13 protein-coding genes are annotated in these 12,578 nt (G+C 69.1%); 9 read left to right on the top strand and 4 right to left on the bottom strand.

Annotated features, from left to right (window positions below; all coding sequences use genetic code 11):
• Positions 1-336: 336 nt before the first annotated feature.
• Positions 337-3,063, top strand: coding sequence for an aconitate hydratase AcnA (gene acnA, locus OH735_RS29230; protein WP_406384621.1), 2,727 nt, complete (start codon positions 337-339; stop codon positions 3,061-3,063).
• Between the two features lie 89 nt (positions 3,064-3,152).
• Here acnA and OH735_RS29235 read toward each other — a convergent pair whose 3' ends face one another.
• Positions 3,153-3,917, bottom strand: a complete 765-nt coding sequence (locus OH735_RS29235) for a hypothetical protein (RefSeq protein WP_406384623.1) — start codon at positions 3,915-3,917, stop codon at positions 3,153-3,155.
• A gap of 367 nt (positions 3,918-4,284) precedes the next feature.
• Between OH735_RS29235 and OH735_RS29240 the strand changes: the two genes are divergently transcribed.
• Together OH735_RS29240 and OH735_RS29245 are read left to right on the top strand one after the other, a co-directional pair.
• Positions 4,285-6,537, top strand: a complete 2,253-nt coding sequence (locus OH735_RS29240; protein ID WP_406386791.1) for an ATP-binding protein — start codon at positions 4,285-4,287, stop codon at positions 6,535-6,537.
• A 181-nt stretch (positions 6,538-6,718) separates the two neighbouring features.
• On the top strand, positions 6,719-6,994 hold the full coding sequence (locus OH735_RS29245; RefSeq protein ID WP_406384624.1) for a hypothetical protein: 276 nt from the start codon (positions 6,719-6,721) through the stop codon (positions 6,992-6,994).
• 10 nt (positions 6,995-7,004) lie between these two features.
• On the opposite strand, the gene OH735_RS29250 is transcribed toward OH735_RS29245, so the two are convergent.
• Positions 7,005-7,202, bottom strand: a complete 198-nt coding sequence (locus tag OH735_RS29250) for a DUF397 domain-containing protein (protein WP_406384625.1) — start codon at positions 7,200-7,202, stop codon at positions 7,005-7,007.
• Positions 7,199-7,540, bottom strand: coding sequence for a Scr1 family TA system antitoxin-like transcriptional regulator (locus tag OH735_RS29255; protein ID WP_406384626.1), 342 nt, complete (start codon positions 7,538-7,540; stop codon positions 7,199-7,201). The genes OH735_RS29250 and OH735_RS29255 overlap by 4 nt, the downstream gene beginning before the upstream one ends.
• Between OH735_RS29255 and OH735_RS29260 the strand changes: the two genes are divergently transcribed.
• From OH735_RS29260 to OH735_RS29285, 6 genes are all read left to right on the top strand, one after another.
• Positions 7,520-8,404, top strand: a complete 885-nt coding sequence (locus tag OH735_RS29260) for an aminoglycoside phosphotransferase family protein (RefSeq protein WP_406384627.1) — start codon at positions 7,520-7,522, stop codon at positions 8,402-8,404. The two genes, OH735_RS29255 and OH735_RS29260, sit on opposite strands and share 21 nt — an antisense overlap.
• A gap of 18 nt (positions 8,405-8,422) precedes the next feature.
• Positions 8,423-8,659 (top strand): helix-turn-helix domain-containing protein, encoded by a 237-nt coding sequence (locus tag OH735_RS29265; protein WP_406384628.1) that lies wholly within the window; start codon positions 8,423-8,425, stop codon positions 8,657-8,659.
• Between the two features lie 364 nt (positions 8,660-9,023).
• Entirely contained in the window at positions 9,024-10,709 is a 1,686-nt protein-coding gene (locus OH735_RS29270; RefSeq protein ID WP_406384629.1) for an IPT/TIG domain-containing protein, read from the top strand.
• Between the two features lie 6 nt (positions 10,710-10,715).
• A complete protein-coding gene (locus OH735_RS29275) occupies positions 10,716-11,099 on the top strand; it encodes a hypothetical protein (RefSeq protein ID WP_406384631.1) in 384 nt (127 codons plus the stop codon).
• A 13-nt stretch (positions 11,100-11,112) separates the two neighbouring features.
• Positions 11,113-11,508, top strand: coding sequence for a hypothetical protein (locus tag OH735_RS29280; RefSeq protein WP_406384632.1), 396 nt, complete (start codon positions 11,113-11,115; stop codon positions 11,506-11,508).
• Positions 11,509-11,641: 133 nt separating this feature from the next.
• Positions 11,642-12,286 (top strand): histidine phosphatase family protein, encoded by a 645-nt coding sequence (locus OH735_RS29285; protein WP_406384633.1) that lies wholly within the window; start codon positions 11,642-11,644, stop codon positions 12,284-12,286.
• A gap of 108 nt (positions 12,287-12,394) precedes the next feature.
• Here the strand turns inward: OH735_RS29285 and OH735_RS29290 are convergent, their stop codons facing one another.
• Entirely contained in the window at positions 12,395-12,562 is a 168-nt protein-coding gene (locus OH735_RS29290) for a hypothetical protein (RefSeq protein ID WP_406386972.1), read from the bottom strand.
• Between the last annotated feature and the right edge of the window lie 16 nt (positions 12,563-12,578).

Below are 12,578 nucleotides of genomic sequence, written 5' to 3' on the forward strand. Positions count from 1 at the left end.
CCCCGACCGGTACAGCCACCCAGCACCCCCAGTACGTCCCCTCGTACGACTGGGTTCGCTGGCAAGGAAGCCGGAACGACTGGGTTCGCTGCCAAACGCCTCGATTGGATGACAGCGGACAGCGGCGCCCGCACATGACCGCGCTACGGTGATGTACTAGAGTTATCTCGACATCGAGATATATGCCGAAGGCGCACCGCAGTCCGCCATCGGGTAAGGGTTACCTAACTAATCCTTGCCTCAGCGGATGGTCGAGGGGCCGTAGGCGGCACCACGCGGCGCCCGCCGTAATGAGGCGCGGCGGGGAGTACGCGCACATTGATGAAGGAGACTGTCGTGTCGGCGAACAGCTTCGACGCCCGCAGCACGCTGCGCGTGGGCGACGAGTCGTACGAGATCTTCAGGCTGGACAAGGTCGAGGGCTCCGCGCGCCTCCCTTACAGCCTGAAGGTGCTGCTGGAGAACCTGCTCCGCACCGAGGACGGCGCGAACATCACCGCCGATCACATCCGGGCGCTCGGTGGCTGGGACTCCCAGGCGCAGCCCAGCCAGGAGATCCAGTTCACGCCGGCCCGCGTGATCATGCAGGACTTCACCGGTGTGCCGTGTGTCGTGGACCTCGCCACCATGCGTGAGGCCGTCAAGGAGCTGGGTGGTGACCCGGCCAAGATCAACCCCCTCGCCCCGGCCGAGCTGGTCATCGACCACTCCGTCATCGCCGACAAGTTCGGCACCAAGGACGCGTTCGCGCAGAACGTCGAGCTGGAGTACGGCCGCAACAAGGAGCGCTACCAGTTCCTGCGCTGGGGCCAGACCGCCTTCGACGAGTTCAAGGTCGTCCCCCCGGGCACCGGCATCGTCCACCAGGTCAACATCGAGCACCTGGCCCGTACGGTCATGGTCCGCGGCGGCCAGGCGTACCCCGACACCCTCGTCGGCACCGACTCGCACACCACCATGGTCAACGGCCTCGGTGTGCTGGGCTGGGGCGTCGGCGGCATCGAGGCCGAGGCCGCGATGCTCGGCCAGCCGGTCTCCATGCTCATCCCGCGCGTCGTCGGCTTCAAGCTGACCGGCGAGCTCCCGGCCGGCACCACCGCCACCGACCTCGTGCTGACCATCACCGAGATGCTCCGCAAGCACGGCGTCGTCGGCAAGTTCGTCGAGTTCTACGGTGAGGGCGTCGCCGCCACCTCCCTCGCCAACCGCGCCACCATCGGCAACATGTCGCCGGAGTTCGGCTCCACCGCCGCGATCTTCCCGATCGACGACGAGACGCTGAAGTACCTGCGCCTGACCGGCCGTGACGAGCAGCAGGTCGCGCTCGTCGAGGCGTACGCCAAGGAGCAGGGCCTCTGGCTCGACCCGGCCGCCGAGCCGGACTTCTCCGAGAAGCTGGAGCTGGACCTGTCGACGGTCGTCCCGTCGATCGCCGGCCCGAAGCGCCCGCAGGACCGCATCATCCTCGCGAACGCCAAGGAGCAGTTCGCCCAGGACGTGCGCAACTACGTCTCGGACGACGAGGAGTCGGGCAAGGAGTCCTTCCCGGCCTCCGACTCCCCGGCCGCCCACAACGGCGTCCCGTCGCGCCCGACCACGGTCACGGCCCCCGACGGAACGACGTATGAGATCGACCACGGCGCCGTCACCGTCGCCGCGATCACCTCCTGCACCAACACCTCGAACCCGTACGTCATGGTCGCCGCGGCGCTCGTGGCGAAGAAGGCGGTCGAGAAGGGCCTGACCCGCAAGCCGTGGGTCAAGACCACCCTCGCCCCGGGCTCGAAGGTCGTCACCGACTACTTCGACAAGGCGGGCCTGACCCCGTACCTCGACAAGGTCGGCTTCAACCTCGTCGGCTACGGCTGCACCACCTGCATCGGCAACTCCGGCCCGCTGCCGGAGGAGGTCTCCAAGGCGGTCAACGAGCACGACCTGGCCGTGACCTCGGTGCTCTCCGGCAACCGTAACTTCGAGGGCCGGATCAACCCCGACGTCAAGATGAACTACCTGGCGTCCCCGCCGCTGGTCGTCGCGTATGCCATCGCCGGTTCGATGAAGGTGGACATCACCAAGGACGCCCTGGGCATCGACCAGGACGGCAAGCCGGTCTACCTCGCGGACATCTGGCCCTCCGAGGCCGAGGTGAACGATGTCGTCGCCAACTCCATCGGCGAGGACATGTTCAACAAGTCCTACCAGGACGTCTTCGCGGGCGACGCCCAGTGGCAGGCGCTGTCGATCCCGACCGGCAACACCTTCGAGTGGGACCCGCAGTCCACCTACGTGCGCAAGCCCCCGTACTTCGAGGGCATGACGATGGAGACGACCCCGGTCGCCGACATCGCCGGTGCGCGTGTGCTCGCCAAGCTGGGCGACTCGGTCACCACCGACCACATCTCCCCGGCCGGTGCGATCAAGGCCGACACCCCGGCCGGCAAGTACCTCACGGAGCACGGCGTCGAGCGCCGTGACTTCAACTCCTACGGCTCGCGCCGTGGTAACCACGAGGTCATGATTCGCGGCACGTTCGCGAACATCCGCCTGCGCAACCAGATCGCCCCGGGCACCGAGGGTGGTTACACCCGCGACTTCACCCAGGCTGCGTCTGCGGGCGATGCCCCCGTGTCGTTCATCTACGACGCCTCGCAGAACTACCAGGCCGCCGGCACCCCGCTGGTCATCCTGGCGGGCAAGGAGTACGGCTCCGGCTCGTCCCGCGACTGGGCCGCCAAGGGCACCGCGCTCCTCGGCGTCAAGGCCGTCATCGCCGAGTCGTACGAGCGCATCCACCGCTCGAACCTCATCGGCATGGGCGTCCTCCCGCTCCAGTTCCCGGAGGGCGCGAGCGCCGAGGCCCTCGGCCTGACCGGCGAGGAGACCTTCTCCTTCACCGGCGTGACCGAGCTGAACAACGGCACCACGCCGCGCACGGTCAAGGTCACCACCGACACCGGTGTGGAGTTCGACGCGGTCGTCCGCATCGACACCCCCGGTGAGGCGGACTACTACCGCAACGGCGGCATCATGCAGTACGTGCTCCGCAGCCTGATCCGCAAGTAGACGATCCGGCAGGGCAGTGGGCCGCACCTCCTCGCAGGACGAAGGGGTGCGGCCCTTTCCCGTACCGGATCACCGCTCCGCGGCCACCGTCAGAGCGGCTTGGGCGAGGTGTAGCCGACGACGTACGGCGCCACCGCCGACTGCTTGGTGTTCTTGTAGTTGAGCTTCTCGCTGGAGTTGCCCTCGACGGAGAAGTACGCCTTGTACTTGGTGCTGTACGCGGTGAGGACACCGACGTGGTCGATGACACCGTTCCTGTCCCAGTCGTAGCTGACGACATCGCCCTTCTTGGGCACGTAGCCGCCCTTTTTGGCCACGTCGGCGCGAGAGTGCCAGGTGTGGTTGGTGAGCCCGTAGCTGCGGAAGGAACCGGCGGACGCGTTGATCCCCGTGACCTTCGCGCCGCCCCAGTACCAGGTGTACTTCGCGAAGTCGGAGCACCAGGCGCGGGACTTCCACTTCACGGGGGTCCAGGTCTTGACCCAGGTCTTGTCTTTCTTGACATACATGTAGCCCTTGCTCGTGCCGCAGGTGGCGCGGTTGGTACCGGTGCGCGAGGCGCTCGTGCCGTCGAAGCGGCGGTTGCGCGAGTCGGTCCAGAAGCCGGTGTAGAAGTTGCAGTTGTTCTTGGCGTTGACGCCGTTGGCCGCGCCCTCGAACTTGCGCTTCTTCACCTCGGCGTTGGTGCTGGTGTACTGGCCGAGCGCCTGCGCGGCTATCTTGTTGCCGACCGTGCTGGCCGTGCTGGCCGTGCTGGCCGCGCCGGCCTGGACCGCGGTCGCGGGGTACGTCGCGACCCCCAGGGTGAGCGCGGTGCTGAGGCCGACCGTCGCCAGGGCATGGCGAATACGCATCTGTGCTCCTTGAGATCGGATGTTGTCCTGCTCCTCGGCAGGCGGGTCCTCGGCTGCCGGCTTCGCTGTCTCCTCCGGCAACCCGTCACCGAACCTGTCCGACGGGATGGCCACTACCGTGCTCGGCCGACCCTGTCCCAACCTTGGAAAGAGCTTGAAACAGCTGCTCGGAGCCCTCGGCCTCGGTCTAAGATCGCGCCCGGGGGGTGGGTGGCGTGGCCGTGGAGTTCCGCGTGCTGGGAGGGGTCGAGGCCCGGGTCGACGGCCATCGGCTGGACCTGGGTCCCGCACGGCAGCAGCGCGTTCTGGCAGTGCTGCTGCTCGAAGCCGGCCAAGTAGTCACGGCGGACGAACTCGTTGACCGGGTCTGGGGAGAGCGAGCCCCGCAACGCGCCCGGCCGACGCCCTCAACCACTACCAGGCCCTGCGTCGTCGTCTCGTCGAGGAGTTGGGAATCGACCCGGCGCCGTCGCTGCGGAGCCTGCACCAGCAGATCCTGATCTCGGATCCGCGGCTCGCACCGCCGACGCACGATGCCACGCCCGACCCGGTGCACACCACCACGACACACCCCAGACAACTGCCCGCTCCGCCGCCTCTGCTGGCCGGCCGGGACAGTGAACTGGTGCGCCTGGACAAACTGTTGGCACCGCAAGGCGAGCCGCACAACGGGACCGTGCTGATCGCCGCGATCTGCGGCACCGGCGGCGTCGGCAAGACCTCGCTGGCACTGCGCTGGGCCCATGGCTGGCAAGAGCGCTTCCCCGACGGTCAGCTGTTCGCCGATCTGCGGGGCTTCACTCCCTCCGGTGAACCGGCCGACCCGTACACGGTCATGCGCGGTTTCCTGGAAGCCCTTGGCGCCGATCCCGGGAGCCTTCCCGCCACCCCCCAGTCCCAGGCCGCGCTGTACCGAAGCCTCACGGCAGGCCGGCGCCTGCTCATCATGCTCGACAACGTCCGTGACACCGACCAGGTGGTGCCCCTGTTACCGGGCAGCCCCACCTGCACGGTCCTGATCACGAGCCGTCACCGGCTTCCCGGCCTGGCCGCCTCCCACGGCGCCGTCCAGCTCACCTTGGAGACGCTCGACCGCGCCGAGGCGCGCGACCTGCTCGTCCGCCGCATCGGTGCCGACCGGATCGCCGCGGAACCCGCGGCGGCGACGGAACTCCTCCACCACTGCGCCGGGCTCCCCATCGCCATCAGCGTCCTCGCCGCCCGCCTCACCACGAACCCGATGCTCACCCTGACCGCCCTGGCGTCCGAACTCCGGGAAGCGGAGACCCCGCTGGACGCCCTGGAGACGGGCGAGGCGAACGGTGACATACGGATCGTCTTCGCCTCCTCCTATCTCGCACTCGACACCGATTCCGCCCGGGTGTTCCGGCAGATCGCCCAGGCACCCGGGGCGGACATCGGCCTGCCCGCCGCCGCCAGCCTCACCGGCCTGCCGCTTCCCCGCCTCCGTACCCGGCTGCACCGCCTCCAGGCCCACCACCTCGTCCAGGAACGCGTCCCCGGCCGCTTCACCTGCCACGACCTGTTGCGGGCGTATGCCCTCGAGCTGGCGGAGACCGTCGCCCCCGCCGGTGAAGCGGATGCGGCACTCACCCGCGTTCTCGACCACTACGCGCATACCGCGTACGCGGCCGACCGGCTCCTGCTGCCCTACCGCGACCCGCTCGCGCCGGCGGCGCCGGCGGACGGCACACGCCTTGAGGAATTCGCCGACGCCGAGCAGGCCATGGCGTGGTTCGCGCGCGAGCACACCGTGCTGACAGCGGCCGTCAACCACGCGGTACGCGCCGGACGCGATGCCCAGGCATGGCGGATGGCATGGGCGATCACCACCTTTCTCGCCCGCCGGGCGTGGTGGGCCGACGTCACCGCCGTGCACAGCACCGCGCTCGCCGCCGTGGTTCGCCTCGGGGATCCGGCCGCCCAGGCGGAGTCCCGTCGCGCGCTCGCCTGGGCCTGCACGGAGACCGGGCGCTTCGCGGAAGCCCACCAGGAACTGGCCCAGGCGCTGGCCCTCTCGGAGACGAACGGCGATCTCCTCTCTGCCGCCCACACCCACCTCACCCTGGGCTGGCTGTACGAGCGCGACGGCGACCAGTCCGCCGCTCTGCGGCACGATCAGAGCGCCGTCGAACAGTTCACCTCGATCGGAAACCTCCCTGGACGGGCCCGCGCTCTGAACACGGTGGCCTGGGACCACGCCCAGCTCGGGGACCATACCGCGTCGGTACGCCGCTGCCAGGAGGCGCTGGCCATCCAGCGGGAGCTGGGCGACGAGCGAGGCCAGGCCAACACCTGGGACACCCTCGGCTACGCCTACCACCAACTCGGCGAACACACGAAGGCCATCGACTGCTACCAGCACAGCCTGGACCTCAACCGTGTACTGGAGCACCGCTACAACGAGGGCTTGACACTGGTCCACCTGGGGCAGACCTACCGTGCGACGGAAGCCGTCGAAACGGCCAGGGGCGCTTTGCGCGAGGCCCTCGGCATCTACCTTGAAATCAATGCTCCCCATCCCGAAGTGAACGAGGTCCGTGCACTCCTGCGCGAACTCGACAGTCCGCCGGATCCGGGCGGTCCGGACAGCCCTTAGCCTCGCTGTTCGGCCACGATGACGTGGTCTCGGAAATGAGTTGACCGGTGAGGCCCCGGGCCGATCGTATGAACCCCGGCCGGCGACCGTCGCCACTTCGGCCCCGGGCGCGCCGTCGTGCGGCGAGTGCCCCATGGGGTCGTCACCTGTTTCCCGAAGGGTGCTCATACAGCCGGGCAAGATGCATGCCGACGAACCGGACATCGGAGAATCCCTCGTGCGCCGGCTGATCGCCTCGCAGTTCCCGGACTGGGCCGGACTGCCCGTCGAACCGGTCATCCTTGTGGGCACGTCCAACGCCATGTACCGGCTCGGCGAGGACCTGGTGGTGCGACTGCCCCGTACGGCGGGGACGGCCGGTGATGTGGACAAGGAGCAGCGCCGGCTTCCGCGAAGTCCTCGCCGACGACGGATCCGTGTTGTGAGTACGGCCCTTCGCGTCGGGCGCGGCGGCTGAGGTTGTCGATCTAGCGCTTGACGCTCTGCACGAAGGCCGCCCAGACGGGTGCCCGGAAGGCCAGGACCGGGCTGTCGGTCAGCTTGGTGTCGCGTACGGGGACGAAGCCGGGGACGTTGTCGGCGACCTCGACGCAGCTTCCGCCATCTCCGTTGCTGTAGGACGAGGTCCGCCAGGCGGCACGGCTGAGGTCGGGTGTGCTGTTCATCTGTCGCAGTCCTTCGCCGCCGAGGCGATCAGTGCCAGGGACGCCTCCGGCGACAGCGCGACGGCCCTGGCCAGATCGTATGCCGATCGATACTCCGCCACCAGAGCCGCATCCTCGATGAGTTGACCCGTGTAGGTGCCCTCCGTGTAACGGCGCACGGACGCACCGGACCGGGAAACCGGGAATGTGCCACCCGTAGGTGGCTGCCGTCGTCGAGGGCCGCGACGGGTAAACAGGTTGACGGGCGGTGCGCGGGAGCGTTCGTATGGCCGTCGGCCGGCAACCGCCGGTCGGTGCCGCGCTCCTGAAGGGTGCTCATGCACGCCGGCAAGATGCACGTCGACGAACCGGACATCGACCAATCACTGGTGCGCCGACTGATCACTGCACAGTTCCCGCAGTGGATTGGGCTGCCCGTTGAACCGGTCGTCTCCGTGGGCACGTCCAATGCCATGTACCGGCTCGGTGAGGACCTGGTGGTGCGACTGCCCCGTACCGCGGGAGCCGCAGACGACGTGGCGAAGGAGCACCACTGGCTGCCCCGGCTCGCCCCGTCGCTTCCCGCCGCGATCCCCGTACCGCTGGGCAGGGGCGGGCCCGCGGAGGGCTATCCGTGGCACTGGTCGGTCTTCCGGTGGCTCGACGGCGCGAACCCTGCGGTCGGGGAGGTCGCCGAACCCGGCCCGCTCGCGGCGGACCTGGCGGACTTCGTCACCGCGCTGCACCGGATCGATCCCGCCGACGGGCCGCCCTCCTTCCGCAGCGAGTCCCTGGCGGCCCGCGACACCGCGACGCGGGCCGCGCTCGCGGAACTGCACGAGGCCGTGGACACCGGCGCGGCGCTCGCCGTGTGGGAGGCGGCGCTGCGAGCCCCCGCACGGACCGGTCCGGCCGTCTGGATCCACGCGGATCTGCAACCCGGCAACCTGCTGCTCGTGAACGGACGGCTCAGTGCCGTCATCGACTTCGGCTGCATGGGGCTGGGCGATGCCGCCGTCGACCTGATCGCGGCGTGGTACCTGTTGCCGGCGCACGCCCGCGGGAACTTCCGGACGGCGCTGAACGCCGATGATGCGGCCTGGGCACGGGGCCGTGGCTGGGCGCTGTCGACCGCGCTCGGCGAACTGCGCCACTACCGGGACACGAACCCCGCCATGGCCGCCATTGCGCGGCATGTCATCCACGAGGTCAGCGTCGAGTAGGAACCGCGCAGAGAGTACATGCTGGAACGCGCCGTCGGCGCCCGCGCAGCCAAACAGGCCCGCGGCCTGCCGACCGGCCGCCCGGCGAAACTCAACGCCACCACCCGAGCAGGAGCCGCCCAGCGGATCAAGGACGGCGCCATCCCTGAGCAAGTCGCCGCCGACCTAGGCGTCAGCCGCTCCACGCTGTACCGGGAACTGCGCAAACACCGGGAAGGCCATGTCGGTGTTGGGCCCGTCGGGCAGGAAGGCTGACCACGACCAACAGCTCACGCCTATCCCTGTCGGCCGCACAGGCGTGCGCCGAAAACGACGCTCAAGGGGACTCGGCGCGTGGGGATCCGGGTCTGTGCGGTGAAGGAGTTGAGGCGCTTCGCCGCAGCCGGGCGCCACGGCGCGGCGGTGGTCTCCTGGGCGCACGGAAGCACCACCTACGGTATGAGAACGCTTCCGATGCCACCTGTTGGCGGGGGGATTCTTCCGGTTGTCTTTCCCATGGATAAGGCGCTCTGACATGCGCCAAACGTCTGTCGAACCTTTCACTGCGCCATCCTTCCCGGGTCTGCTCTTTCGTGAGGATGGTGCGTCTTCGCCGCCCCACCGACAGCAGGTGCATGAAATGAGCAACAACTCGGCAACCCCGGCCGTAGAACGACCGAGCCTGACCGCCGTATCGACGACCGCCGCGGTCGTGCGGTCGGTGTTCACGATTCCGGTGGGCACCAAGCCGCTGGGGATCGGGATGGGTCCCCTGGGACTGCACGCGTATGTGGCCAACAGCGGATCCGGAACGCTCAGCGTACTGGACATCGGAGCACTGACCGTCTCCACCGCACTGGGCCCCTGCAACACCCCTACGGCGTTGGGGGTCAGCCCGGACAGCACCCTGGTCTATGCAACGGACAGCACCGCAAACGCTGTCCGTACCGCGCAGAAGGACGTGCTCGCGATCACCAACACGGTCGCCGTGGGGAGCACCCCCAACGGGCTCGCCGTGAGCCCCGGCGGCATCCGTCTCTACGTCACGAATTGGAACTCGGCCACTCTCAGCGTGATCAACACGCTCACCAGCACCATCCTGACGACCATCCCCGTCGGCACCCAGCCCACCGGCGTCGCGGTCGACGCCACCGGGCTGGAGGTGTACGTGGCGAACACCGCCGACAACACCCTCAGCGTGATCGATACCGACACCAACACCGTGGCGGCGACCATCGGTGGACTGTCCGCCCCGATCGGCGTGGCCGTCTCCCGCGAAACCCGCCACGTCTACGTGACCAACAGCGCCGCGAACACCGTCAGCGTCATCGACACCGCCACCAGGACCATCACCGCCACCATCCCGGTGGGCACCACCCCCTCGGGGGTAGCGACCAGCTCCGACAGCCTCTGGGCGTATGTGGCCAACAACGGATCCGACACCGTCAGCGTCATCGACCTCACCACCCACACGGTCACCGACACCGTCCCGGTCGGACACCAGCCCGTCGGAATCGCGGTCACCCCCAACAACCTCGACATCTACGTGGCCAACAGCGGCTCGAACACCGTCAGCGTCATCCAGACCCTCAACCAGATGGCCCCGACCCTGGGGTCCCAATCAGGCGGGACGAAGGTGACGATCACCGGCACCGCTCTCGCCGGCGCCACCGCGGTGCAATTCAACGGCATCTCCACCTCCATCATCGCCAACACGGCCAACCGCATCCTCGTGGCGACCCCGCCCGGCTTCGGCACCGCCCAGGTCACCGTCACCACCTCAGGGGGCACCAGCAACCCCAAACCCTTCACCTACTACCCCAGCGGCACCGCCTCCTCCATCACCCCCGCCGTCGGCCCGACAGCCGGCCGCAACACCGTCACCATCGACGGCTCCCAGCTGGCCACCGCGAACTCGGTACTGTTCGGCACCCTGCTGGCCCCACCGCTGATCGTCTCCGACCAGCGGATCACCGCAGCCGTCCCACCCGCCCCCAGTGCCGGTGTCGTACCCATCACCGTCACCACCGCAGGCGGCCTCACCACCAAAACACTCACCTACACCTACGTCGACCCACCGGAGCTCACCGGCCTGAGCACCACCACCGGCACCCACGCCGGCGGCAACGTCATCGACCTCACCGGCCGCAACCTGGGAACCGTCACCAACGTCGCCTTCGACAACGTCAACGCCCTGTTCAGCGTCGGAGCCGACAACACCCTCGCCGCCGTGGTCCCACCCAGCCCCATCAGCGGCCCCGTAGACGTCACCGTCACCACCGCAGGCGGCACCAGCACCCTCCCCGCCGCCTACACCTACACCTGACGACGAATGCGGAAGATCCTGGCCGCCAAGCCGGACGCCGACCAACGCGCCTCCCTGACCGGGCTGCTGCCGGTCGAGGACAGCCGCCGCACCTCCACACCGGACCGGCTGCGGCGTTCCCCGCGCGACATCACCGGACCCGGCGCGGGCAAGGCCATCGGCTGGTTCATCGAGCTCAACAGGCTCGGCGCCCATGCCTGCGACCTTTCCGGCATCCCCGCCGGACGACTCACGGCGCTGTCCCGCTACGCCGGCTCCGTGCGCGCGGAGGCGGTCGCCGATCTCGTCGAGCCGCGCCGGATGGCCACCTTGGTGGCGTTCGCCGCCGCGATGCGAAATCAGGCCGGGGACGAGGCGATCGAGGTCTTCGACATGCTGATGACGGGGTGACCCCCGAAAGGCCATGCTGCAAGACGCCGCCTGGGAAAGCGCCCGCACCCGGGTGTGCCGCAGCCTGGGCCTGTCTGCCAAGCCCGGAGTCGACTTGGGCCGCTGGTGCCGCGAACCCGGCGGCGACTACCGGCGGCTGGCCGCCGGGCTCGCCGACAACCCGAACGTACGCATCGAGCAGCGCACCGAGAACAGCAAGATGCGCGACCACCTCGTCCTCACCGGCCTGGACAAGCTCGCCGAACCGGCCAGCCTCAAGGAGCTGCGCGAGGGCATCGTCCGCGCTTCCCAGATCCTGCCCGTCCTCGCAGGCCAGGACCGCCCGAGCCCGCGCGTCCGACGTCCGGCACGGCTGGGGCGGGCAAACGCCGTTCCCCGACGATCCGGATTCTTCCGCTGGGGCATCTGACGGAATGTGACGGGACACCGGGGTGCTGTACCCGGAACGGGGTACCGGCCACCGCATCGTGGACCGGAGGGTATGCAGCCAAGCAGCGCGCGGCACGACCGGCCACGAACGGCACAGAGAGCGGATGACATCCATGGGCGAGTTGATCCTGATCCGGCACGGCGAGACCGAGTGGTCGCGGTCCGGGCAGCACACGAGCCACACCGATCTGCCCCTGACCCCCTTGGGCGAACGCCAGGCCCGCGCCCTGGCCCCGCTGCTCGCCGACCGGCAGATCGCGCTCACCCTGGTCAGTCCCGCGGTACGCGCCCGGCGCACCGCGGAGCTCGCCGGGCTCACCGCGCCCCGCATCACACCCGAGCTGCGTGAGTGGGACTACGGCGGCTACGAAGGGGTGACCACCGAAGAGATCCGCCTCACCCGCCCCGAGTGGAATCTGTGGACCGACGGGGTCGCCCCGGGCCCCGAGGCGCATCCCGGTGAGACGCCTGCCGAGATCGGCGCGCGTGCCGACCGGGTGCTGGCGGAGGTCGTGCGGGCCGCGAGCCGCGATACGGGCGAGGACATCGCGCTCGTCGCCCACTCCCACTTCCTGCGCGTACTCACCGCCCGCTATCTCGGCCTGACCCCGGCCGAGGGCACACTGTTCCAGCTCGCCACGGGGGCGGTCTCGCGGCTCGGCACCGAGCACGGCAAGCCGGTTCTGACGGCGTGGAACGTGACATTGCCCGAGAGTCTGTTCCCCCGGGCCGTTTTGGAAAGTCCGGAGCGGGACTGAGCGGGAGCCCAGCCGTGCCGTCGCGCGGCTGCCCCACCAGCGGACCGACGGCCGGCACCCCGGGGCGGGGTACCGGCCGTCGGCCGTGACGCGGGCAGAACACCCGGGTCAGGAGAGCAACTCCACCTCCGCGAGCGCCCCTTCCCCGGCGAACACCAGGCGGAGTTGCGCGTACGAGCCCGGCGCGCCCACCGAGAACACCTTCGTCCGCCTGTCCCAGGCGAACGACTGGCCCGACCGCTTGTCGAGGTCCTTCGAGGAAGTGCGCTTGGACAACGTTGTCACGATGTTG

The organism is Streptomyces sp. NBC_01618, assembly GCF_045209435.1.
Lineage (GTDB): Bacteria > Actinomycetota > Actinomycetes > Streptomycetales > Streptomycetaceae > Streptomyces.

What these genes read in the sequence shown, in the direction of transcription:
- OH735_RS29250 (WP_406384625.1), bottom strand. Translation starts at nt 7,202, where the DNA reads ATGAACAGCACACCCGACCTCAGCCGTGCCGCCTGGCGGACCTCGTCC.
- OH735_RS29260 (WP_406384627.1), top strand. Translation starts at nt 7,520, where the DNA reads ATGCACGCCGGCAAGATGCACGTCGACGAACCGGACATCGACCAATCA.
- OH735_RS29245 (WP_406384624.1), top strand. Translation starts at nt 6,719, where the DNA reads ATGCATGCCGACGAACCGGACATCGGAGAATCCCTCGTGCGCCGGCTG.
- OH735_RS29265 (WP_406384628.1), top strand. Translation starts at nt 8,423, where the DNA reads ATGCTGGAACGCGCCGTCGGCGCCCGCGCAGCCAAACAGGCCCGCGGC.
- OH735_RS29275 (WP_406384631.1), top strand. Translation starts at nt 10,716, where the DNA reads ATGCGGAAGATCCTGGCCGCCAAGCCGGACGCCGACCAACGCGCCTCC.
- OH735_RS29285 (WP_406384633.1), top strand. Translation starts at nt 11,642, where the DNA reads ATGGGCGAGTTGATCCTGATCCGGCACGGCGAGACCGAGTGGTCGCGG.
- OH735_RS29280 (WP_406384632.1), top strand. Translation starts at nt 11,113, where the DNA reads ATGCTGCAAGACGCCGCCTGGGAAAGCGCCCGCACCCGGGTGTGCCGC.
- OH735_RS29270 (WP_406384629.1), top strand. Translation starts at nt 9,024, where the DNA reads ATGAGCAACAACTCGGCAACCCCGGCCGTAGAACGACCGAGCCTGACC.
- OH735_RS29235 (WP_406384623.1), bottom strand. Translation starts at nt 3,917, where the DNA reads ATGCGTATTCGCCATGCCCTGGCGACGGTCGGCCTCAGCACCGCGCTC.